A 23,037-nucleotide genomic window follows, 5' to 3' on the forward strand; every position below is an offset into this window, starting at 1 on the left:
CATGCGGATAAGGATCGATCATTCCACCCGCTACGCCTATGCGCGTCCTGCACGGTTCATCGTGCAGATGCTGCGTCTGACGCCCAGGTCGTGCGAGGGCCAGCAGGTGCGCGACTGGCGCATCGAAACCGACGTTGACGCCCGACTGCGACGCAGCGAGGACGCGTTCGGCAACATCGTCCACAGCCTCTATACCGAGCGGCCCACCGACGCCCTGACCATCCGCGTCACCGGCGAGGTCTCCACCATCGATACGGGCGGGGTGGTGAAGGGGCAGGCCGAACGCCTGTCGCCCTTGGTCTATCTGCGCGAAACCGCGATGACCACGGCGGACGCCGGCATCGTCGATTTCGCCTGCTCGATCCCGGAGGGGGCGACATTGAACCGGATGCACCGGCTGATGGGCGCGCTGAAGGAGACGGTGGCGTTCGAGGTAGGATCGACCTCGGCCAGCCACACCGCCGCGGAGGCCTTCGCCCAGCGGCGCGGCGTCTGTCAGGATCATTCGCAGATCTTCATTTCGGCGGCGCGGCGGATGGGGGTGCCGGCGCGCTACGTCTCGGGCCACCTCAGCCGTCAGGATGGACAGCACGATCAGGACGCCGCCCATGCCTGGGCCGAGGCCTGGGTCGAAAACCTGGGCTGGGTCGGCTTCGATCCGGCCAATGGCATCTGTCCGACCGAACACTATGTCCGTGTCGCCGTGGGGCTGGACGCGCGCGGCGCCACGCCGATCCGGGGCACGAGCTATGGCGGCGGTCAGGAGAGCCTGACGGTCGCCCTGAATGTGCGGCCGGTGCAACAGAGCCAGCAACAACTGCAATCCAGCGGATGGCCCCGATAGGCATGATGCACGAATCTGTTAGCGTCAGGGGATTCGCAACGCGGGGAGCGAATAGAGCGAAGTGACCTATTGCGTAGGCATGTTGGTGGACGAGGGGTTGGCGATGATCGCTGACACGCGCACCAATGCGGGCGTGGACAACATCTCGTCCTATCGAAAACTGCACCTGCTTCAGTCGCCGGGCGAGCGGATGCTGGCGGTGGCGACGGCGGGCAATCTGTCGGTGACGCAGACGGCGCTGGCCATGGTCGCGGCCGGGATCAAGCTGCCGGACTCGGCGGCGCCCGAAACGCTCCAAACGGCGCCGACCCTGTTCCGCGCGGCGCAGTTGCTGGGCCATGCGATGGCCAGCGTGCGCGCCAGCATCAACACGCCGCCGACGCCGGCCGCCGATGCGCTGAACGTCTCGGCCTCCATGCTGCTGGGCGGTCAGATCGCGGGCGGCAAGATGGGCCTGTATCTGATCTATGGTCAGGGCAACTTCATCGAGTGCGGGCCGGACACACCCTATCTGCAGATCGGCGAACTGAAATACGGCAAGCCGATCCTCGATCGCGCCCTGCATAGCGCCACCCCCCTGTCGGAGGCGGTGAAGCTGGGACTGATTTCGTTCGACTCGACCATCCGCTCCAACATCGCGGTCGGGCCGCCGTTGGATCTGGTCGTCATTCCGCGCGATCGCCTGAGCGGCGTGGCCCGACGCATCGAGGCCGAAGATCCCTATTTCCGCGATCTGGCGCGTCGTTGGTCGGAAGCCATGGCCTCCGCGCACAAGGCGATTCCCGATCCGACGTGGTTGAATACGGGCGTCGAAACCGCTCCGGCGCCGAAGGCGATGTCCGTGGCCGGCTAGTTTGTTGCGAGTTGTTTGCAATTCTCCTTGTGCGACATATTGAAGCTGGTTATTGCGACTGCATCGCAAAATCAGACCAAAAGGTCGCAAGAAAATGTCCGAGTCCCGCGCCGCCGCGCTCCGCACGCTTCTGTTCGCCTCCAGCGCCGCCGGAATGCTTGTCGCCGCGCCTGCTGTCGCCGCCGACGCCGGCGATAGCGTGATCGTCACGGCTGACCAGCAGCAGCCCGCCAATCTGGGGACTATCGACGTCAATGGCCAGGTCCGGAAGCCGGCGCCCCATTCTCCAGAATATGTCGCGCCGCTGCTTGATACGCCGCGATCGGTCACCGTGATCCCGCAGGCCATCATCGAACAGACAGGGGCGGACTCGCTGCAAGACATTCTGCGCAACTCGCCCGGCATCACCTTCGGTGCAGGCGAGGGCGGCCAACCGCTGGCCGATCGTCCGGTCATCCGGGGCCAGTCCTCGGGCAACAATATCTTCGTGGACGGCGTGCGCGATACCGGCGGTCAGCAGCGCGAAGTCTTCAACCTGGAACAGGTCGAGATCATCAAGGGGGCGGACTCGGTCTATTCTGGACGCGGTTCCGGGGGCGGCAGCATCAATCTGGCTTCCAAGTCGCCGAAACTGACGCCCTTCACCAATGTTTCGGCGGGTATCGGCACGGACGATTACCTGCGCGGCACGATCGACGCCAACATGCCTCTGGGAGAGACAGCGGCGCTGCGCATCAATCTGATGGGGGCGGCGGGCGATGTCGCGGGCCGCGACGCCGTGGACTATGACAAATGGGGCGTCGCAGCGTCTTTCGCGGTCGGCTTGGGCGCCAGCAGCACGATCGTCGCCAGCTACTATCACCTCGACAGCAATCAGATGCCCGACTACGGCATACCGCTCTACACCAAGCTGGGCGGAGGCGCCGCGCCCCGACCCGATGCGTCCGGCGTGCTGAACGTCAGCCGCGACGCCTTGTATGGTCTGAAGGCGCGTGATTATCTGAACAATACGGTGGACTCCTTCACCTTCGACTGGACGCATCGGTTCAGCGAGGCCCTGACGGTCCGCAACGTCAGCCGCCTGTCGATGACGCTGAACGACTACATCGTCACCAATCCCGGCGACGGCGGATCAGCCCAACAGATCGGCGGCGTCTGGTGGATGAAGCGCGGCACAAAGACCCGTTGGAACCCCGCGCAAACACTGGCCAACGTCACCGATGTGTTCGGCAAAATCTCGACCGGAGGGATCAGGCACAGCTACGATCTGGGCCTGGAGCTGACGCGCGAAGTCAATCGCAACGCCAGCTATTCGACGTTCACGACCTCCGGTTCGGCCTGCCCCGCGCCCTTGACGGGGTTCGACTGCACGCCGGTCTATGATCCGAACCCGGCCGATAACTGGACCGGCGTGATCAATCGCAGCACCCCCAGTCGTTCGATCACCGAAACCGTCGGCCTCTACGCCTTCGACAGCATCTCGCTTACCGACCGCTTCCTGCTCAACCTGGGTGTCCGTTGGGACAGCTATCAAACTCAGGGCGTGAACATCTCCTCCACCCAGACGAACGGCGTCTGGACCATCAACCCCCTGATCCCCGCCACGCCGAATGGGACGTCGGGGGTGGTCGCGCTGCCCAAGCGCAAGTGGGATTTCGTTAACTATCAGGCCGGTCTGGTTTTCAAGCCGACGCATTATTCGAGCCTGTATGTTTCCTACGCCACGGCCTCGACGCCGCCCCTTGTCGCGGGCGGCGACCAGAACGCCGCCGGTACGGGGCAGGGGTCCGGCAACCTGGCCGACGACATCCTGGAGCCTGAGGACACCGAGACCTATGAGATCGGCGCCAAGGCCAATCTGTTCAACGAGCGTCTCGCCGTCGGTCTGTCCGGCTATCGTCTGACCCGCAAGAACGCTCAACTGCTGGTCGATTCCGGCCCGCCCGCCACCTACGCCCAGGTCGGGGAGGTCGAGGTCAAGGGCGTCGAACTCAGCGTCTCGGGCAATATCACGCCGGCGTGGCAGGTATTCGGCGGCTACACCTACATGGACTCCGAACTGGTGCGCGGCGCCTCGAACAGCCTGAATGTCGGCGAAGCGCTGGCCAATACGCCCAAGAACTCGGCCAGCCTGTTCACCACCTATCGCGTCATGCCGCGGCTGACCCTGGGCGGCGGCGTCTACTATGTCTCTCGTTCGAACGGGGGCAACCAGGGCGGGGCCGGCGGCGGGACAAACCGCATCTATGCGCCGGAATACACCCGCGTGGACGCCTACGTCGCCTTTGATCTGACCGACACCGCGTCATTGCGGCTAAACGTCAAGAACGCCGGCGACGAACGCTACATCATGCGCACCAACGGCGTTCACCACGCCGATCCGGCGCCAGGGCGCGCCGCCACCCTGACGCTGAACATGCGCTTCTAAAGGCCTACTCCCCGGCCTAAACTGGCGGCTCCGCGATCCACTGCGGGGCCGTTTTCTTTCCAGAGAGAATGCTTTTGCTGCTGCAGATCCCGGAAGTCTTTTCCAAGGCTGAGGTTCAGGCCCTGCGTCAGCGGTTGGACGCCGGGCCGTGGGCGGACGGCAACATCACCTCGGGCCATCAGTCGGCCACGGCCAAGCGAAACCAGCAACTGCCCGAGGACTGCGACGTGGCCAGAGAGGTCTCGGCCCTGGTGGTGCAGGCTCTGAACGCCAATCCGATGTTCGTGGCGGCGGCTTTGCCGCACACGATCTTTCCGCCCCTGTTCAATCGCTACGAGGGCGGGGGCGAGTTCGGCCTGCACGTCGACAACGCCATCCGACAGGCGCGCGGCGGGGGAACACTGCGCATCCGCAGCGATCTGTCGGCGACCCTGTTCCTGTCCGAGCCCGAGGATTACGACGGCGGCGAATTGATCATCGAAGAGATGTACGGCGCCCAGTCGATCAAACTGCCGGCGGGCGATCTGGTCCTTTACCCCTCCAAGAGCCTGCACAAGGTCATGCCCGTGACGCGCGGCGCGCGGGTGTCGTCCTTCATGTGGATGCAGAGCCTGGTCCGCGACGACGGCGACCGCGAAATCCTGTTCCGGCTGGACGTGGCGACCCAGCGCGTCGGACGCGAGAAGGGGCCCAAGGATCAGGCGGTGATCGAACTGACCGGCGTCTATCATAATCTGTTGCGGCGCTGGGCCGAGGCGTGATGGACGTCGTGTCGCGGGCCCGCTGAACGCTATTGCAACACGTTCGCAACAATGGCACAGCGAGCGCGTGACCGAACTCGCCGCACAGCGTCAGGCCGAACCCGAAGCCAAGGGACCGAAGCCCAAGGCGGCGTTGAACGGCGCGCGATCATTCTGGCTGAAGCAGCTTCACAGCTGGCACTGGATTTCGGCGGCGGTCAGCCTGGTCGGCATGATCCTGTTCGCGATTACCGGCATCACCCTGAATCACGCAGCCTCGATCCCCGGAAAGCCGGTGACGGTCGAACAGACCCAGACTCTGCCGGCCCCGCTGCTGCAACGCCTGAAGACTTTCCCGGAGGAGACCACTCAGCCGGTGCCCGACGCCGTGGCGCGCTGGGCCTCCGAGGCGTTCAGGGTCGAGATCGCCGGCAAGCCGACCGAGACCACGCCGGAAGAAATCTATGTCGCCCTGGCCATGCCGGGCGGCGACGGATGGGTCACGATCGACCGTTCGACGGGCGAGGCCCTGCATGAAAAGACCACGCGGGGCTGGATCGCCTACCTCAACGACCTGCACAAGGGCCGCAACGCCGGATCGGTCTGGTTCTGGTTCATCGACGTGTTCGCGGCGGCCTGCGTCATCTTCGCCGTCACGGGCCTGGGCCTGATGGTGCTGCACGCCAAGGGTCGGCCATCGACCTGGCCGCTGGCGGCGCTGGGCCTGCTGATCCCCGTCGTCATCGCCCTGATCTTCATTCATTGACGAGTTTTCCGATGCGCCTTCTTCCCGTCGTCATCACCACGGTCGGTCTCGCTGCGGCGGCCGCGCCCGCCCTGGCCGCAGACCTGACCGTCTCGGTCGAAATTCCCCGGCTGAACACCGCCTCCTACCACCGTCCCTATGTCGCCGTGTGGATCGAGAAGCCGGATCAGTCGGCCGAACGGACCCTGGCCGTCTGGTATCAGCAGACCCGCAACAACGAGGGCGACGGCAAGGACTGGCTGAAGGATCTGCGCACCTGGTGGCGCAAGGGCGGCCGGGCCATGAGCCTGCCGGCTGACGGCGTGTCGGGCGCCACGCGCGCGCCGGGCCGCCAGACGATCACCGTGCCCGCCGCGCGCCTCAACGGCCTGCAGCCGGGGCAGTACAATATCGTCGTCGAGGCGGCGCGCGAACTGGGCGGTCGCGAGGTCGTGCGCGTGCCCTTCCGCTGGGGCGCGGCGAACACCGGGACCGGAACCGGCGCCTCCGAACTGGGCGCCGTGCGCGTCGCCGTCTCTCGCTGAGGATCACGACCATGAAGAAGACGATCGCCCTTCTGACGCTGGCGGCGGCTCTGGCGGCGCCGATGGCCGCCCAGGCCCACCGCGCCTGGATGGCGCCGACCGCCACCACCCTGTCGGGGACCGACGCCTGGGTCGGTTTCGACGCGGGCATGTCCAACAAGGTGTTCGATCCCGACCATGCCGCCATGCGGATGACGGGCCTGACGATCACCGCGCCGGACGGTTCGGCGGTTCAGCCCGAACACGCCATGCAGGGCCAGTACCGTTCCACCTTCGACGTCCATCTGACGCAGAACGGAACCTACAAGGTCGCCAACGTCATGAGCGGCGTCATGGCCAGCTACAGGCTGAACGGCGAACAGAAGCGCTGGCGCGGAACCGCCGCCGAATATCCCGCCGCCCTGCCGGCGGGCGCGACCGACATCCAGGCGACCCGCACCGCCAGCCGCATCGAGACCTTCGTCACCCTGAACAACCCCACCGACACGGTCTTCAAGACGACCGGCGAGGGGCTGGAACTGGCGCCCGTGACCCATCCCAACGACCTGGCGGCAGGCGAGCCGGCGACGTTCAAACTGCTGAACAATGGCCAGCCGGCGTCGGGGCTGACGGTCACGGTGGCGCGCGGCGGCATCCGTTATCGCGACAATCCCGAGGAATCGACGGTGACGACCGGCGCAGACGGCGCCTTTACCATCACCTGGCCGGCGGCCGGCATGTACTGGCTGAACGCCTCGGTCCGCACCGAAGGACAGGGGGAAACGCTCGGTTCCAGCGCCAGCTATGTGGCGGCGGTGGAAGTCCTGCCCTAAGCGAGCGGGATGTCCGACACGCCCTTCTCGCGCGGCTCGCGCGCCGCCCCCTCCGCCATCGTTCTCGGCGACCCCGGTCCCCTGGCGGACCGGGCCGACAATCGCGTCCTGGTCCCGGTGATCGAGGGCGCGCCGCCGCGTCCGCCCAGTGACCTGATCCGTTCGCTGGGCGGCCAGACCATGGGCACGACCTGGAGCGCGCGCGTCATCGCCCCGCCCGCCATGAACGAAGCGACCGTTCGCGAAGCGATCGAGCAAGAACTGGCCGCCGTCGTCGCCCTGTTCAGCCCGTGGGAGCCGTCCAGCGAGATCAGCCGCTTCAACACCGCCCCCGCCGGCATGTGGGCGGTGTCCCAGCCGTTCTGGGACCTGCTGGACGCAGCGATGACCTTGGGCGACGAGACGAACGGCGCCGTCGATCCGACACTGGGCGCCCTTGTCGATCTGTGGGGCTTCGGGCCGCCCGGACCGCGCCCGACCCTTCTGCCGGTCCCGTCCGAGGAGGAAATCACGGCGGCCATGGCCGTCTCCGGCTGGCGGAAGCTGCGACTGAATCCCGATGCGCGCGGCGTGATGCAGATGGGGGGCATGAAGCTGGACTTCTCCGGCATCGCCAAGGGTCATGCGGTGGACCGCGTGTCCGACCGGCTGACGGCCATGGGCGCGACCTCGCACCTGATCGAGATCGGCGGCGAGTTGAAGGGGCGCGGCGTCAAGCCGGACGCCCAGCCCTGGTGGGTCGAGATCGAGCGCGTCGAGAACAGCCCCGCGCCCCGCACCGTGGCGGCCCTGTTCGACCTGGCCGTGGCGACCAGCGGCGATTACCGTCGCGCCTTCGTCCATGACGGTCGGCGGTATCCGCATACGCTTGATGGCTCGACCGGACGTCCGGTCAACAACCATCTCGGCTCTGTCACCGTGCTGCACGCCTCGGCCATGATGGCCGACGCCTACGCCACGGCCCTGACGGTCATGGGGCCGTTCGAGGGGCCGGAATATGCCGAGGCGCTGGGCCTGGCCGCCCATTTCGTCGAGCGCACCGAACGCGGGCCGATCGAGCGGATGACGCCGGCCTTCGCCGCCATGATGGACGATCCAGACGGAGACCGGCCGGGGTGACGGCCGATCCGCAGCGCTGGCTGTGGGCGGTCGGGGCAGTTGTGCTTTGGCTGGTCCTGATCGCCGTCACGATCTGGCGCGAACGCCGCGCCGCCGCCCTGGCCCGCGCCCGGTCCGACGCCATGGCCGGCGCGGGTGACGGCAAGCCGGTGCTGGTCGCCTTCGCCAGCCAGACGGGATTCGCCGAGGAACTGGCCTGGATGACGGCCCGGGCGCTGTCAGGGGCGACGGGCGATGGCGGCGCGGGCGCACGCGTTCTGTCCTTCGCCGATCTGGACCTTGAGACGTTGAAGGCGGCGGATCGGGCCTTGCTGATCGTCTCCACGACGGGCGAGGGCGATCCGCCCGATAACGCCGCCCGCTTCGTCAGAAAGACGATGGCGGCTCCCGCCGACCTGGCCGATTTGCGGTTCGGGGTGTTGGCTCTGGGTGACCGCAGCTACGACCAGTTCTGCGGTTTCGGCCATGCGGTGGACGGCTGGCTGCGGCGCGCGGGCGCCGAGCCCCTGTTCGACACAGTCGAGGTCGACAACGGCGAGGCCGGCGCCATCCGCCACTGGCAGCATCAGTTGAACCATATCACCGGCCGCGTCGCGGTCGCCGACTGGACCCCGCCCGCCTATGATCCCTGGCGGCTGGTCCAGCGGACCCTGGTCAATCCCGGCAGTCCGGGCGGCGAGGCCTGGCTTCTGGCGTTCGAACCCGTGGGCGCGGGGCCCGACTGGTCGGCGGGAGACATCGCCGAGGTCGGTTTGCCGGAACGGGAGGGCGTCACGCCTGGTTCACGCGAATATTCCATCGCCTCCCTGCCGTCGGACGGCCGTGTGGAGTTGCTGATCCGCCTGATGCGCCATCCCGACGGGACGCCCGGCCTGGCCTCGGGCTGGCTGACGCAGGACCTGAGGCCTGGCGAGCAGATCGGCATGCGGCTGCGCACCAACCGCAGTTTCCACGGCCCATCGAACGAGACGCCGATGATCCTGATCGGCAACGGCACGGGCATCGCCGGGCTGCGCGCCCATCTGAAGGCGCGCACGGCGGCGGGCGGCGGGGCCTGGCTGCTGTTCGGCGAACGCACGCGGGCGCACGACGCCTTTTTCGACGCCGAAGTTCAGGCCTGGCTGGCGTCTGGCGCGCTTGGGCGGCTGGATCGCGCCTTCTCGCGTGATGCAGGCGATGGACGATATGTTCAGGACCTGGTCGCGGCGGCGACGGATGACCTGCGCGACTGGATCGCACGCGGGGCGGCCATCTATGTCTGCGGCAGCCTGGAGGGCATGGCGTCCGGCGTTCACGCCGCGCTGGAACAGGGGCTGGGCGCCGATGTCCTGCTGCGGATGCTGGAAGACGGTCGCTATCGGCGGGACGTGTACTAAAAGATCCGTCATCCTAGGCCCTGCGCCTGGGATTCATACGCTCGTCGATGAAGGTGAGACCCGGCCGTCATCGGCAGTATGGATCCTCGCCACAAGGGCGAAGATGACGACTTAAAGGTTAGCCCAACCGTCCCAGCAACTCCGCCGCAAAGGTCGACAGGGTGTCGTCGCGGGCGCCCATGACGATGATCCGGTCGCCCGGCTTGGCCAGCGCCAGAATCCGGTCGCCGCAGTCGGCGCGGGTCGCGAGCGCCTCGGCCTGACGCCCGGCGGCGCGAACGCCGGAGGCGATGTCCTCGGACCCTACGCTGCGGTCGGTCGTGCCGCCGTAGTAAACGGGCTCCGGCATCAGCAGCACATCGTCGGGACGCATCAGTCCGGCGAAACCTTCGATGAACTCATGCTTCATCAGCTTCAGAGGCCCGAAGCCGTGCGGCTGAAACAGGATCAGCAGACGACCGTCGAAGGCGTGCAAGGTCTTCAGCGTGGCGGCGATCTTGTCCGGGTTATGGGCGAAGTCGTCGATGACGGTGATGTCGTTGACGGTCCCCACGACCTCCATGCGGCGACGGATGCCGGCGAAGGTCTCCAGCGCCTTCACCGCTTCTCCCACCGGCACGCCCAGCGCCTTGACGGCGCCCAGCGCCGCCAGCGCATTGGCGACATTGTGGGCGCCGGGAACGTTCAGCACGGCGTCATATTCGGTCCAGCCCGCGATCAGGCGGAACTTCATTCCGGTCGGCAGCGGCTGCAGGTCGTGAGCGGACAGGTCGGCCTGCTCCTCGCCCAGACCGAAGGTGATGGCCTTGCCCGCAGGCAGGGTCTGGGCCAGCGCCGCCGTCTCGGGATTGTCGAGGTTCAGCACCGCCGTCGTCGCCCGGTTGGTGAAGCCGCCGAACAGGTCGCGAAGCTCCTCCATCGACTTGTGATCCAACGAGATGTTGGACACGACCGCCACGGTCGGGTCGTAGCGGGCGATGGAGCCGTCGCTTTCGTCCACCTCGGCGACGAACACGTCTGGACCGCCGATCAGGGCGCTGGCGAAGGGGTGGTCGGCGTCGGTGAAGTTCTTCATCACCGCGCCATTGACCACGGTGGGGTTTCGGCCCGTCTGATGCAGGATCCAGGCGATCATGCCGGTGATGGTAGACTTGCCGCTGGTGCCCGCCACCCCGATGGAGGTCGGGGCGGCGTTGAACAACTGGCTCAGCAGTTCGGGCCGCGTCTGGATGCGGGCGCCCGCGCGCCGCGCCGCGCCTATGTCAGGGACCGTCTCCTCGATGGCGCCCGTGGCGATGACCTGCTGGCTGGCGCGGGTGACGCCCGATCCGTCCTGCGGGTGCAGGGTCACGCCATGGGCGCGCAGCCAGTCGAACTTATCGGGCGTGCGGCCCTGATCCAGCGCGCGGTCAGAGCCTTCGATGGCATGGCCCTGCGCCTGAACGATCATGGCCAGCGGCAGCATGCCGGACCCGCCGATGCCGCAGAAGAAGTAGGAGACGGTGTCGGTCATGGTGCGATAGGAATGCCGTCGGCGCCCGACGGCGGCGCCTGCGAAGTGCAAGTAGATCCGTCAGGAGATGTCGTGGCCCCGGAACGCGATCCCCGCAAGACCGCATTGGTGATGATCGACCTGCAAAAGGGGATCCAGGGCGCGCTGGAGACGACGGCGTGAGCAAGACGTTCAAGATCGGCATCGTCTGCGCCAGTTCACGTTTCTCCCGTGAGCGGGCCGACGCCATCAATGCCTGGTTCGCTGAACACCATCCCGACGGTGATGTGGCGGTGGTCTTTCATCCCGCCTGTTTCCTCAAGCACGGCCATTTCGCGGGCGACGACCGGGCGCGGGCCGACGCCTTTGTCGAGTTCGCCAATGATCCGCGCATCGACGCCATATGGTTCGCACGCGGCGGATACGGATCGTGCCGCATCGCCGAATCCGTCATTCCCCGGCTGAATGCGGTGGCGCGCAAGAAACGCTACCTCGGCTATTCCGACGCGGGCAGCCTGTTGGCTGGACTGTACAAGGCCGGGTTTCCGCATCTGGCCCACGGGCCGATGGCCTCGGATTCCGTGCGCCATGATGAGACGGCTGCGGGCGCCGTCGCTTGGCTGACCACCGGACGCAGCGACTGGATCGAACCGTCGTTGGCCGATGATCCACGTCCGGCCGTCGCCTTCAACCTGACGATCATCGACCAACTGCTGGGCACGGTTCTGGAGCCGGATTTAACCGGCCATGTCCTGATGCTGGAGGAGGTGGCCGAGGCGGCTTATCGTGTCGACCGCATGATGTTTCATTTGACGGGCCAGGCCAGCATTCGTCGAGTTGCGGGTGTTCGCCTTGGGCGCGTGTCGGACGTCCCGGAAAATGATCCCGATTTTGGCCAGACACCGGAAGAGATCGTCCGGTACTGGTGCCTCAGATCGGGCATAGCCTACCTTGGATCGGCGGATATCGGGCACGACGGCGCCAACAAGATCGTGCCGTTCGGCCTTCGATGAGTCAAACCGTGCGCGGCGCAAAAGACACAGTCTTGCCTTGATCGGTAAGGCAAAGCTTGCGCCCCTCTCGACAGCGGCCGGGTCTCAACGTCAGATGCAGGTCCGCGAGGCGTTAGGACTTCGTTAAGCCAAGGCGTTGGGGGACGCTGCGGTTTACGCCTTCTGCGATGCGGCGGTTCATCTGGAATTCGGGGGATGCCTGGATGAACCGCCTGATCGCCCCCTATTCCGTCGACGTGAAGGGGCTGAACGCCTAAGGATCGCCGCGTGCGTTTCGACGAAAGATTCATCGATGAACTGAAGGCCCGCCTTCGGCCGTCCGACGTGATCGGGCGGACGGTGAAGCTGAAACGTCAGGGGCGGGAATACGTCGGTCTGTCGCCCTTCTCGAAGGAGAAGTCGCCGTCCTTCTTCGTCAATGACGACAAGGGTTTTTTCCACGACTTCTCGTCCGGAAAGCACGGCGACATCATCAGTTTCCTGCAGGAAACCGAGCGGCTGAGCTTCGTCGAGGCGGTGCAGCGTCTGGCGGGCGAGGCGGGGATGCAGCTGCCCGCCGAAGACCCCAAGGAGGCCGAGCGCGAGCAGAAGCGGGCGGGCCTGTCGGACTGGATGGACCTGGCCCAGAAATGGTTCGCCGCCAATCTGCGACGCACGCCGGGCAAGGCGGCGCGCGAATACCTGGAAAAACGCGGCCTGCCCGAGGATCAGTGGGAGCGGTTCGGTCTTGGCTACGCCCCCAACGACCGCGAGGGGCTGAAACAGGCGCTGGTCCAGCGCGGGGCCAAGCCCGCCGAACTGGTCGAGGCGGGCCTGCTGATTTCGCCCGAAAGCGGCGGACAGCCCTATGACCGGTTCCGCGACCGGTTGATGTTCCCGATCCTGGACGCGCGCGGCCGCATCGTCAGTTTCGGCGGCCGGGCCATGAACCCCGACGACCGGGCCAAATATCTGAACGGCCCGGAAAGCCCTCTGTTTCACAAGGGCGCGACGCTCTACGGCCTGCCCGAGGCGCGGCGCATTCTGGGCGCGGAATCCAGGAACGATCAGGCCATCATCGTGGTCGAGGGCTATATGGACGTCATCGCCTGTCAGCGCGCGGGCCTGCCGGCCGTGGCGCCGATGGGCACGGCCCTGACCGAAGAACAGATGGAGCGGTTGTGGCGCGTGTCGCACGAGCCGGTGCTGTGTTTCGACGGCGATGCGGCGGGCCTGCGCGCCGCCTATCGCGCCATCGAACGGTCGCTGCCGCTGCTGAAGGCGGGGCGGTCGTTCCGGTTCTCGCTGCTGAGCGGCGGTCAGGACCCCGACGACATTCTGCGCGACAAGGGGGCGCCGGCCTTGCGGCAGGCTCTGGCCGAGACACACGGTTTCGCCGAGGTGCTGTTCCGTCGCGAACAGGAACTGGAGCCGCTGGACACGCCGGAGCGGAAGGCGGGCTTCAAGGCGCGCCTGCGCAACACGGCGTCGGCCATTCAGGACAAGGATCTGGCCGAACAATACAGGCGCGACCTGTTCGAGCGGTTCGACGCGCTCTTTCCGCGCGCGCCTCAACGCGCGCCCTGGACGCCGGGGCAGGGCAGGGGTCGGTTCGGCCCGCCGCCGAAACTGGGCCAGACCGCCGAGGGCGCCCAGGCCATGCAGTCGTTGTTTCGCGCCATCGAGCCGGTGCCCGCCGCCCTGGCCCACGGCGCCATCGATGATCCCGAACGGATGGACAATCATCTGGAGGAGATTTCGGCCCACGGTTTCGGCGACAAGGGTTTGGACGGGTTGGCGCAGGAGCTTGTTCGCCTACGTCTGTCGGGACGATCTCTTGACTCTGCCGCCATGCGACGCCATCTGGCGCAATCGGGTCATGATGCCTTAGTGCGCGAGGTCGAGAAGGCGGCGGCAAAGTCCGGCGCGCCATTCCTGGCCGCAAATGCGCCCCTCGCCGAGGCAAGGGTCCGATGGTCGCAGGCGTTTGACGCTTCGATGCGGGTCGCCGCATTGGAGGACGCCTTATCCCAGGCGCGTGGCGTGCCTGGGCAGGATGAAGCTTTCCGTCGGCTGAAGGCCGAGCGGGATGCGCTTCGCCGTGCGATCAAAGCCGGGACGATTTGGGAAGACAGCGCGGGCGCGTAACCTTACGCCCCGTCAGGCATTATATTTTTCGCCGGGGCGGATTGATCACCCCTCCGGCTGGAGACGGACTGAATATGAACGCACAGACCGAGACGCAGGACGCCGAGGTTTCGACCGATGGACCCCTGCTCGATCTGACCGACGCCGGCGTCAAGAAGTTCATCAAGCAGGCGAAAGCTCGCGGCTATGTGACGATGGAGGAACTGAACAAGGTTCTTCCGTCCGAAGAGGTGACCCCCGACGCGATCGAGGACACCCTGGCCATGCTGTCTGAGATGGGCGTCAACGTCGTCGAGGCCGAAGAGGACGCGCAGGAGCAGCAGTCCACCGACGTCGCCGCCGCCGCATCGACCGGCGTGGCCGAGGCGCCCGCCAAGGCCGCCTATGACCGCACCGACGATCCGGTGCGGATGTATCTGCGCGAAATGGGTTCGGTCGAACTGCTGAGCCGCGAGGGCGAAATCGCCATCGCCAAGCGGATCGAGGCCGGTCGTGACGCCATGATCTCGGGTCTGTGCGAAAGCGCCCTGACGTTCGAAGCCATTATGGTGTGGCGCGACGAGCTTGAGAACAACCGCATCCTGCTGCGTGAGGTCATCGACCTGGACGCGACATACGGCGTTCTGAACCCTTCCTCCCTGCCGGGCGCCGCCCAGCCCGAGAGCGAAGAGGAAGAAGAGGCCGAGGAAAAGCCGGCGGCCGAAGACAAGCCTGAATCCGATGACGACGACGACGATGATTTCGACGACGGCGGCGGCATGTCCATCTCGGCGCTGGAAGCCGAGCTGCGCGACGGGGTGATGGAGGTTCTGAACCTGATCGCCGCCGACTTCGGCGAATTCCGCGGCCTGCAGGACAAGCTGGTCCAGACCCGCCTTAAGGGCGAGGTGCTGAGCGCCAAGGACGAGAAGGCCTATCGCGCGCTGACGCTGTCCATCTCGGACCGTCTGAAGACGATGAAGCTGAACAACAACCGCATCGAGGCGCTGGTCGAGCAGCTCTATGCGATCAACAAGCGCCTGATCGGTCTTGAAGGCCGCCTGCTGCGTCTGGCCGACAGCTACGGCATCTCGCGCCCCGAGTTCCTCAAGGCCTATTTCGGCGCCGAACTGGACCCGACCTGGACGGATCGGATCAAGGAACAGGGCGTGCGCTGGACCAAGTTCAGCGAGAATGAAGCCAACCAGATCGCCACCATCCGTTCCGACGTGGCGGCGGTGGCGCTGGAAGCCGGACTGCCGATCGACGACTACCGCCGCATCGTCCAGACGGTGCAGAAGGGCGAGCGCGAAGCCCGTCAGGCCAAGAAGGAGATGGTCGAGGCCAATCTGCGCCTGGTGATCTCCATCGCCAAGAAATACACCAACCGCGGCCTGCAGTTCCTTGACCTGATCCAGGAGGGCAACATCGGCCTGATGAAGGCGGTCGACAAGTTCGAGTACCGTCGCGGCTACAAGTTCTCGACCTACGCCACATGGTGGATCAGGCAGGCGATCACGCGGTCCATCGCCGACCAGGCGCGCACCATCCGCATCCCGGTCCACATGATCGAGACGATCAACAAGATCGTCCGCACCTCGCGCCAGATGCTGCACGAGATCGGCCGCGAGCCGACACCGGAAGAGCTGGCCGAAAAGCTGGCCATGCCGCTGGAAAAAGTGCGCAAGGTCCTGAAGATCGCCAAGGAGCCGATCAGCCTCGAAACCCCCATCGGGGACGAGGAAGACAGCCACCTGGGCGACTTCATCGAGGACAAGAACGCCGTCCTGCCCATCGACGCCGCCATCCAGTCGAACCTGCGCGAGACCACGACGCGGGTTCTGGCGTCCCTGACGCCGCGCGAGGAACGGGTCCTGCGGATGCGTTTCGGCATCGGCATGAACACCGACCACACGCTGGAAGAAGTCGGCCAGCAGTTCAGCGTTACCCGCGAACGCATCCGTCAGATCGAGGCCAAGGCGCTGCGTAAGCTGAAGCACCCCTCGCGGTCGCGTAAGCTGCGGTCCTTCCTGGACAGCTGATACGATCAGGGGCGGCGCCGAAAGGGCCGCCCTTTTTCGTTGCGAACCGATGGCCTGAAAACATGTCAACCTGGGCGCGGCGCCCGCCAAGTCCGACCTGCCGCAGAAGGTTTGCGTCGCCTGCGGCTTGCCGTTTGCCTGGCGCAAGAAGTGGGCGCGCGACTGGGGTCAGGTGCGGTTCTGCTCGGATCGATGCCGGGCCAAGGGTGCGTCCGACGACCCGCGATAGGCGGCTCTCCGCCTCGTGACCGCGGATGTTCGGGGAATCAGATAGCGTCTGATCCATGCTCTCCGTGTTCCGCGCTTCGCCGTTTCTGATCGCTGTCGGTATCATCCTGATCCTGAGCGGCTGCGTGCGGCGGCCGCCCGAGCCTTTGCGGCCGTCTTCGCCCTATCCGTCTCGCACCGAGGCGCCGCTGGTCGGCGGGCTGGTGGACCGGCCGATTGACGGCGGCACCCAGGCCTTGGTCGTGCGCGAGGGCGGCGATCTGGGGCGGTGCCTGGCCGAGTTGAACGCCGCGCGGGTGCGGTTCAGCCCCGTGCCGGATCGCCAGAACACCGCCGTCTGCGGCCTCAGCCAGGGTGGCGTGTTGGGCGCCGACCTGGGCACGGTGGCGCGCATGGCGCCGGGCGATGTGGAGATGACGTGCCAGACGGCGCTGGCCCTGAGCATCTGGCGGCGTCAATCGCTGGAACCGGCGGCGCGCGAGATCCTAGGCTCGGACGTGGTCCAGATCGACCACATGGGCGCCTATGCCTGTCGCAACGTGAACAACGGCGTGGGGTCTAACCGCATCAGCGCCCATGCCCAGGCGGCGGCGCTGGACTTCGCCGGGGTGCGGTTGAGGGATGGCCGGCGGATCACGGTGACCAGGGACTGGTCGGGCGACACGGCCGAGGCGCGCTTCCTGCGCCGCATCCGCGACGACGCCTGCCGCATCTTCGGAACGACCCTGAGCCCCGACTACAACGCCGTCCACCACGACCACCTGCATCTTGAGGCGACCGACACGCGCTTCTGCCGCTAACGCAACGCTTTCGGCCGGGGGGGATTACGCCCCCATGCGCGGTGAACTGAAAACCTATCAGGCCAAGCGCCGGTTCGGCGAGACGCCAGAGCCCAAGGGCGCCAAGGGCGGCCGCTCGAAAGGCGGGTTCCGCTATCTGATCCAGCGTCATGCGGCGACGCGTCTGCATTACGACTTTCGCATCGAGGCGGACGGGGTGCTGAAATCCTGGGCCGTGACCAAGGCGCCGTCGCGCGATACGGCGGTCAAGCGGCTGGCGGTCGAGGTCGAGGATCATCCGCTGGATTACGGATCGTTCGAGGGCACGATCCCCGACGGCAACTATGGCGCCGGCACGGTGCAGATGTGGGACGTCGGGACCTGGGAGCCGCAGGAGCCGGACCTGGAGGCGGCCTGGGCCAAGGGCCAGATCAAGATGATCCTTCACGGCGAGCGGCTGAAAGGGAAATGGGCGCTGATCCGGCTGAAAAGCGACCGGGGCAAGCCGTCCAAACGGAACAACTGGCTGCTGTTGAAGGAGAAGGACGATTTCGCGGTGGCTGGCGAGGGGGATGCCCTGGCCGAGATCGACGCCTCGGTGACGACCGGGCGGTCTCTGGCCGAGATCGCGGACGGGACCAGGGAATGGACGGCGTCAAAGCCCACGGAGCGCAAAGGGCCGGCCAAGCCCAAGCCGTCAAAGGCGGCGACGAAGGCGACAAAGCCGCCAGCCTTCGTCCCGATCCAGCTGTGCAAGGTCGCCGACCATCCGCCGGGCGGGACGGGTTGGGCGCACGAGATCAAGTTCGACGGCTACCGCATCCAGATCGGCGTCGGCGGCGGTCGTGCTGTGCTGAGGACGCGCAAGGGCCTGGACTGGAGCGACCGTTTCCCTGACCTGGCGTCGGATGCGGCGACCTGGCCCGATGCGGTGATCGACGGCGAACTGTGTGCGCTGGACGATGATCACATGCCGGACTTCGGGGCGTTGCAGGCGGCCATTTCGGACGAGAAGACGGGCGGCCTGGTCTATTTCGCCTTCGACCTGCTGTTCGAAGGGGCGGAGGATCTGCGCAAGCTGCCGCTGTCGCATCGCAAGGCGCGGCTGCAGGCCTATGTGGACCGGATCGGCAAGCCAGGGGCGGGGCGCCTGCGCTACGTCGAACATTTCGCCTCGACCGGGCAGGCGGTGCTGGAGAGTGCCTGTCGGATGGATCTGGAAGGGGTGATCTCCAAGAAACTGGACGCGCCCTATCATGCGGGGCGGTCGTCGACCTGGTTGAAATCCAAATGCCGGGGCCGCGACGAGGTAGTGATCGGCGGCTGGTCGTCGGAGGGCGGAACCCGGTTCCGCTCGCTGCTGGTCGGGGTGCGCGACAGGAAGGGTCTGCGCTATCTGGGCCGGGTTGGAACCGGCTATGGCGAGGCGGTCACGAAGACGCTGGTTCCGGCCTTGAAGGGCGTGGCGGCGGACAGGTCGCCCTTTACCGGCGAGGGCGCGCCCAAGACCGCCAAGGACGTTCACTGGGTCAAGCCGGTGCTGGTCGCCGAGGTCGAGCATGGCGGCTATACCGAAGCGGGCTCGCTGAGGCAGGCGGCGTTCAAGGGCTTGCGCGAAGACAAGGCGGCCGCCGAGGTGACCGACGCGCCCCAGCCGCCCACCGAGATGGGCGAGGCCAAAAAGACGACGACCGTGCGCGCGGCCGGCAAGGCCGGGAAGGTGGTCGTGGCGGGGGTGACGATCTCCAGCCCCGACAAGGTGCTGTGGCCCGCTGTGGGCGACCGGCCCGCGATCACCAAGGCCGATCTGGCGCGATACTATGAGGCGGCGGCCGAGCGGATTCTGGCCCATGTCTCGGACCGGCCGACGTCGATCATCCGGGCGCCCGAGGGGATCGGCGGCGAGACCTTCTTCCAGCGTCACGCCATGGCGGGGTCCAACCCACGCCTGAAGCTGATCGACGTGAAGGCGCGCACGCCCTATGTCGCCGCCATAGATGTGGGCGGCCTGGCCGCCATCGCGCAATCCGGCGGGCTGGAACTGCATCCCTGGGGCTGCGCGCCGGGCATGCCGGAAGTCCCCGAACAGATCACCTTCGACCTGGACCCCGACGAAGGGCTGGACTTCAGCGACGTGATCGCGGCGGCAAAAGTCGTGAAGACACGCATCGAGCGGCTGGGCCTGGCGGCCTTCGTCAAGACGACGGGAGGCAAGGGGCTGCACGTCGTCGTCCCCATCAAGACCGACGCTCGATCCCGCGTGACCTGGGACCAGAACAAGGCCTTCGCCAAGGCTGTGGCCGAGGCCATTCGCGCCGATGCGCCGGATCGGTTCACCATCACCCTCGCCAAGAAGGCGCGGGGCGGAAAGATCTTCATCGACTATCTGCGGAACGGCCGGATGGCGACGGCGGTCGCGCCGTGGTCGCCGCGCGCACGGCCGGGCGCGGGGATCGCCTTCCCGCTGTCATGGGGCCAGGTGAAGGTGGGACTGGACCCGGCGGCGTTCAATCTCTGGACCTATGAGACGCTGCTGAAAAAGCCCGATCCGTGGGCGGATTTCCGAGCCTCGGCGGTCAGTCTGAAACCGGCGTTGAGAAAGATGGGAATTTAGCTGTCACCTGACCCCGATCATCCCGGCGAAAGCCGGGATGATCGGATATGAAATGCGTCAGGCGGCAGTCTTCTTCTTTGCAGCGGTCTTGTTTTTCGCGGGAGCCTTTTTCGTCGGCGTCTTCTTCGCCGGCTTTTGCGCCCCCGTCGCGGAACCCTTCAGGCTGTTCCGCAAGGCCGCCATCAGGTCGATGACATTGGTGTCGTCGGGTTCGGCGACGTCGACCACGCCCTTGCCGCCCTTGGACTTGGCCTTGATCATGGCGCGCAGGGCGTCATCGTAGCCGTCCCTGAAGTCGGACGGATCGAATTCCGCCTCCTTCTGGCCGATGATGCGGGCGGCGATCTCGACCATGTCGGGATCGGCCTTCACGGTCGGAATATCATCGAAATAGTCGTCGGAATCGCGCACCTCGTCATGGGCGCGCAGGGTGTAGGCGACCAGCCCCTTGCCCCGGACCTCCAGCGCCAGCTGCCGTTCCTTGCCGCGCAGAACCAACTGGCCCAGCGCCACCTTGCCCTGTTTCTTCATGGCGTCGCGGATGACGGCGAAGGCCTCGACGCCCGCGCCCTTTTCCGGAACCACGAAGAAGGGATCGTCCCAATACAGCCGGTCGATATCCGCCTCGTCGACGAACTTGTCGATCGAGATGGTCTTGGTGCTTTCCAGCTTCACCTTGTCGAAATCGGCGTCGTCGAACAGGACATATTCGTCCTTGGACACCTCGTAGCCGCGCACCAGGTCGCTGCGCTCGACCGGGCCGACGTCCGGGTCGGTCGGGACCATGCGGATGCGGTTGTTGGTGTCGGGATTGACCAGGTGAAACCGCACGTCGTTCGTGCTGGTCGTCGCCGTGTAGAGCGCCACCGGACAGGTGACCAGCGACAGCTTCAGATGTCCTTGCCAGGTTGGGCGGGCGGCCATGTCGATTCCTCCTCGATCCCTGACAATGCGCCAGGACGATTTGCGTTCGGACTTGGCCGCCGGCGGTCAGGCCTTGCCGTCGAAGATCATCTCGAACCCGCCCCACATCATGCGCTTGCCGTCAAAAGGCATGTCCATGTCGGCGAAACCGGGGTCGTCCTGCATCCTGGCGAAACAGGCGTCGGCGGTGGCGCGGTCGGGCCAGGTCACCCAGGAGAAGACCACGACCTCGCCCTCTTCCAGCTTCACCGCCATGGGGAAGCTGGTCAGGGCGCCGTCCGGCACGTCCTCGCCCCAGGTCTCGGTCTGGGACAGGGCCCCGTATGTCTGGAACAGGGGCCAGGACGCCTGGGCGGACGTGACGTAGCGCGCCTTGTCCTCGGCCTTCACGGGCGTCAGGAAGCCGGTCACATAGGTCATCGGTCGTCTCCTTGGCGCAGGGTCAGAGGTCGGCGACGGCGCGATCCAGGGCCGCGATGTCGATTTTGGTCATGGTCATCATCGCCGTCATGGCCGCCGCCGCGCGGGCCGGATCGGCGTCGGTGGTCAGGTCCATCAACCGGCGAGGCGTGATCTGCCACGACAGGCCCCAGCGGTCCTTCAGCCAGCCGCAGGCGTTCTCGCGCCCGCCGTCGGCGATCAGGGCGTTCCACAGTCGGTCGGTCTCGGCCTGATCCTCGGTCATCACCATGAAGGAGACGGCCTCGGTGAAACGGAAGGCTGATCCGCCGTTCAGCGCCACATATTCGCGGCACGCCAGGACGAACTGGACCGTCAGCACCGAACCGGCGGGGCCTGACGGCGTATCGACCGGCGAACGGTTGGCGGCGGTGACGCGACTGTCGGGCAGCAGGCCGACATACAAGGCGGTCGCCGCCTCTGCCTCGCCGTCGAACCACAGGCAGGGAACGATCTTGTCGGTCATCACGAGACCCCGGCGTCGGCGGCGAAGGCTTCGGGACCGGCGGCGACGGCGGCGGCGTCCATCCACATGACCTCCCAGATGTGGCCGTCCGGGTCCGCATAGCTGCGGCCATACATGAAACCGTAGTCCTGGGTCGGGTTGGGATCGACCCTGCCGCCCGCAGGCCCGGCCTGGGTGACGACCGCGTCGACCGCCGCGCGGCTGTCCTGTGACAGGCACAGCAGAACCTGGGCCGAGGCGTGGGCGTCGGGGATCTGGCGGTCGGTGAAGGTGCGCCATTTGTCGTGGGTCAGCAGCATGACGTGGATCACGTCCGACACGACCATGCAGGCGGCGGTCTCGTCGCTGAACATGGGGTTCCTGGCCGCGCCGACGGCCTCGTAGAAGGCGATGGACTTGGGCAGGTCGGCGACGGGCAGGTTGATGAAAATCAGCTGGGGCACGGCGTTTCCTTATCCTTGTTATTTGCGAAACCTGACTCCGATGATTACGATAGTCAACCATGAAGTTAGAAAAGATAACTGAAAAGCCGGGACGCAAGTATCACGACGCCTGCGGGGCCGCGCACGGCCTGGACCTGATCGGCGAGCGGTGGGCGCTGCTGGTCATCCGCGAACTGATGATGGGGCCGCGCCGGTTCGGTGATTTGAGGAAGGACCTGCACGGCCTGTCGGCCAATGTGCTGACCCAGCGGCTGGAGGGGCTGGAGGCGTCTGGTATCGTGCAACGTCGGAAGCTGCCGCCGCCCGCGTCGGTTCAGGTCTATGAGCTGACGGCCTGGGGGTACGAGATCAAGCCGGTCTTCATGGTGCTGGGCCGCTGGGCCGCGCGCTCGCCGCTGCACGATCCGACCCTGCCGATCAGCGCGGTGTCGATCATGCAGTCGTTCGAGACGATGTTCGATCCGGCCTTGGCGGGCGATGCGGACATGACCCTGGGCTTCGTCTTCGGCGACGAGTCGTTCGTGGTGCGGATCGCGGACGGAGAGATCACGACGGCACGGGGCGCCCCGGCCGACGCCGAGGTCGTCGTGACGACCCAGCCGCCGCTGGTCGCGGCCTGTGTCTATGGCAAGGCTCCCCCCGCCGCCTTTGAGGCCGAGGGGCTGATGACGATCACCGGCGACAGGGCCGTGTTCGACCGCTTCGTCGGCTTCTTCAACCTGCCGGAAAAGGCCGCCGTCTGAGCAGCAGGGTCAGGCCAGGATGTCCAGCAGGGTTCGGGTCATGTCGTCGGCGGTGCGCAGGACGGCGGCGTTGGCCTTGAAGGCGGTCTTGGCCTCGATCTGGTCGACGACGGCTTCGGCGGTATCGTCCAGCGGCGCCTGGGCGGTGCGGCGCGCACTGGTCTCGAAACGCTGCTGGGCGTCGGCCATTCCGGCGGCGGCGATGGAAAGGGCCTGCAAGGGCGGGCTCCGGGCAAGGTTCTGTCTTTCGCCAAAGTGCGTCTTTC

22 protein-coding genes are annotated in these 23,037 nt (G+C 66.4%); 16 read left to right on the forward strand and 6 right to left on the reverse strand.

What is annotated here, in order from left to right; translation table 11 throughout:
- Window position 1 precedes the first annotated feature (1 nt).
- From P0Y50_07385 to P0Y50_07425, 9 genes are all read left to right on the forward strand, one after another.
- Window positions 2-844: a transglutaminase family protein gene (locus tag P0Y50_07385; GenBank protein WEK41422.1), complete on the forward strand. Its 843-nt coding sequence runs from the start codon at window positions 2-4 to the stop codon at window positions 842-844.
- 103 nt (window positions 845-947) lie between these two features.
- Window positions 948-1,697 (forward strand): peptidase, encoded by a 750-nt coding sequence (locus tag P0Y50_07390; protein ID WEK41423.1) that lies wholly within the window; start codon window positions 948-950, stop codon window positions 1,695-1,697.
- A gap of 94 nt (window positions 1,698-1,791) precedes the next feature.
- Window positions 1,792-4,125, forward strand: coding sequence for a TonB-dependent receptor (locus P0Y50_07395; GenBank protein ID WEK41424.1), 2,334 nt, complete (start codon window positions 1,792-1,794; stop codon window positions 4,123-4,125).
- 74 nt (window positions 4,126-4,199) lie between these two features.
- Complete coding sequence (locus P0Y50_07400; GenBank protein ID WEK41541.1) at window positions 4,200-4,886, forward strand: Fe2+-dependent dioxygenase; 687 nt, start codon at window positions 4,200-4,202, stop codon at window positions 4,884-4,886.
- Window positions 4,887-4,953: 67 nt separating this feature from the next.
- Window positions 4,954-5,631 carry a PepSY-associated TM helix domain-containing protein gene (locus P0Y50_07405; GenBank protein WEK41425.1) on the forward strand — a complete coding sequence of 226 codons (678 nt, stop codon included), beginning with the start codon at window positions 4,954-4,956 and terminating at the stop codon, window positions 5,629-5,631.
- A gap of 11 nt (window positions 5,632-5,642) precedes the next feature.
- Window positions 5,643-6,155, forward strand: coding sequence for a DUF2271 domain-containing protein (locus P0Y50_07410; GenBank protein ID WEK41426.1), 513 nt, complete (start codon window positions 5,643-5,645; stop codon window positions 6,153-6,155).
- An 11-nt stretch (window positions 6,156-6,166) separates the two neighbouring features.
- Window positions 6,167-6,967, forward strand: a complete 801-nt coding sequence (locus P0Y50_07415; protein WEK41427.1) for a DUF4198 domain-containing protein — start codon at window positions 6,167-6,169, stop codon at window positions 6,965-6,967.
- A gap of 9 nt (window positions 6,968-6,976) precedes the next feature.
- Entirely contained in the window at window positions 6,977-8,086 is a 1,110-nt protein-coding gene (locus tag P0Y50_07420; GenBank protein WEK41428.1) for an FAD:protein FMN transferase, read from the forward strand.
- Window positions 8,083-9,462 carry a sulfite reductase subunit alpha gene (locus P0Y50_07425; protein ID WEK41429.1) on the forward strand — a complete coding sequence of 460 codons (1,380 nt, stop codon included), beginning with the start codon at window positions 8,083-8,085 and terminating at the stop codon, window positions 9,460-9,462. Before P0Y50_07420 ends, P0Y50_07425 begins: the two co-directional genes overlap by 4 nt.
- Before the next feature lie 118 nt (window positions 9,463-9,580).
- Here P0Y50_07425 and P0Y50_07430 read toward each other — a convergent pair whose 3' ends face one another.
- The gene (locus P0Y50_07430) at window positions 9,581-10,975 is read right to left on the reverse strand and encodes a Mur ligase family protein (protein WEK41430.1); all 1,395 of its coding nucleotides are present in this window, start codon (window positions 10,973-10,975) and stop codon (window positions 9,581-9,583) included.
- 158 nt (window positions 10,976-11,133) lie between these two features.
- Here P0Y50_07430 and P0Y50_07435 point away from each other — a divergent pair, with 158 nt between their 5' ends.
- The 6 genes from P0Y50_07435 (at window position 11,134) to ligD (ending at window position 19,736) form a co-directional block, all read left to right on the forward strand.
- Entirely contained in the window at window positions 11,134-11,967 is an 834-nt protein-coding gene (locus tag P0Y50_07435; protein WEK41431.1) for an LD-carboxypeptidase, read from the forward strand.
- 267 nt (window positions 11,968-12,234) lie between these two features.
- Complete coding sequence (gene dnaG, locus P0Y50_07440; protein ID WEK41432.1) at window positions 12,235-14,094, forward strand: DNA primase; 1,860 nt, start codon at window positions 12,235-12,237, stop codon at window positions 14,092-14,094.
- Between the two features lie 74 nt (window positions 14,095-14,168).
- Window positions 14,169-16,115 (forward strand): RNA polymerase sigma factor RpoD, encoded by a 1,947-nt coding sequence (rpoD, locus tag P0Y50_07445; protein WEK41433.1) that lies wholly within the window; start codon window positions 14,169-14,171, stop codon window positions 16,113-16,115.
- A 70-nt stretch (window positions 16,116-16,185) separates the two neighbouring features.
- The gene (locus tag P0Y50_07450) at window positions 16,186-16,344 is read left to right on the forward strand and encodes a DUF2256 domain-containing protein (GenBank protein ID WEK41542.1); all 159 of its coding nucleotides are present in this window, start codon (window positions 16,186-16,188) and stop codon (window positions 16,342-16,344) included.
- 55 nt (window positions 16,345-16,399) lie between these two features.
- Complete coding sequence (locus P0Y50_07455; GenBank protein WEK41434.1) at window positions 16,400-17,143, forward strand: extensin family protein; 744 nt, start codon at window positions 16,400-16,402, stop codon at window positions 17,141-17,143.
- A gap of 34 nt (window positions 17,144-17,177) precedes the next feature.
- A complete protein-coding gene (gene ligD, locus P0Y50_07460) occupies window positions 17,178-19,736 on the forward strand; it encodes a DNA ligase D (protein ID WEK41435.1) in 2,559 nt (852 codons plus the stop codon).
- A gap of 57 nt (window positions 19,737-19,793) precedes the next feature.
- Here ligD and P0Y50_07465 read toward each other — a convergent pair whose 3' ends face one another.
- The 4 genes from P0Y50_07465 to P0Y50_07480 form a co-directional block, all read right to left on the reverse strand.
- On the reverse strand, window positions 19,794-20,660 hold the full coding sequence (locus tag P0Y50_07465; protein WEK41436.1) for a Ku protein: 867 nt from the start codon (window positions 20,658-20,660) through the stop codon (window positions 19,794-19,796).
- A 66-nt stretch (window positions 20,661-20,726) separates the two neighbouring features.
- On the reverse strand, window positions 20,727-21,080 hold the full coding sequence (locus P0Y50_07470) for a DUF1428 domain-containing protein (protein WEK41437.1): 354 nt from the start codon (window positions 21,078-21,080) through the stop codon (window positions 20,727-20,729).
- 22 nt (window positions 21,081-21,102) lie between these two features.
- Window positions 21,103-21,585, reverse strand: coding sequence for a VOC family protein (locus tag P0Y50_07475; GenBank protein ID WEK41438.1), 483 nt, complete (start codon window positions 21,583-21,585; stop codon window positions 21,103-21,105).
- A complete protein-coding gene (locus P0Y50_07480; protein WEK41439.1) occupies window positions 21,585-22,028 on the reverse strand; it encodes a VOC family protein in 444 nt (147 codons plus the stop codon). Before P0Y50_07480 ends, P0Y50_07475 begins: the two co-directional genes overlap by 1 nt.
- A gap of 59 nt (window positions 22,029-22,087) precedes the next feature.
- Between P0Y50_07480 and P0Y50_07485 the strand changes: the two genes are divergently transcribed.
- Window positions 22,088-22,771: a winged helix-turn-helix transcriptional regulator gene (locus tag P0Y50_07485; GenBank protein ID WEK41440.1), complete on the forward strand. Its 684-nt coding sequence runs from the start codon at window positions 22,088-22,090 to the stop codon at window positions 22,769-22,771.
- A gap of 9 nt (window positions 22,772-22,780) precedes the next feature.
- Here P0Y50_07485 and P0Y50_07490 read toward each other — a convergent pair whose 3' ends face one another.
- A complete protein-coding gene (locus P0Y50_07490) occupies window positions 22,781-22,990 on the reverse strand; it encodes a flagellar basal body rod C-terminal domain-containing protein (GenBank protein WEK41441.1) in 210 nt (69 codons plus the stop codon).
- Window positions 22,991-23,037: the final 47 nt, after the last annotated feature.

The organism is Candidatus Brevundimonas colombiensis (assembly GCA_029202665.1).
Taxonomy (GTDB): domain Bacteria; phylum Pseudomonadota; class Alphaproteobacteria; order Caulobacterales; family Caulobacteraceae; genus Brevundimonas; species Brevundimonas colombiensis.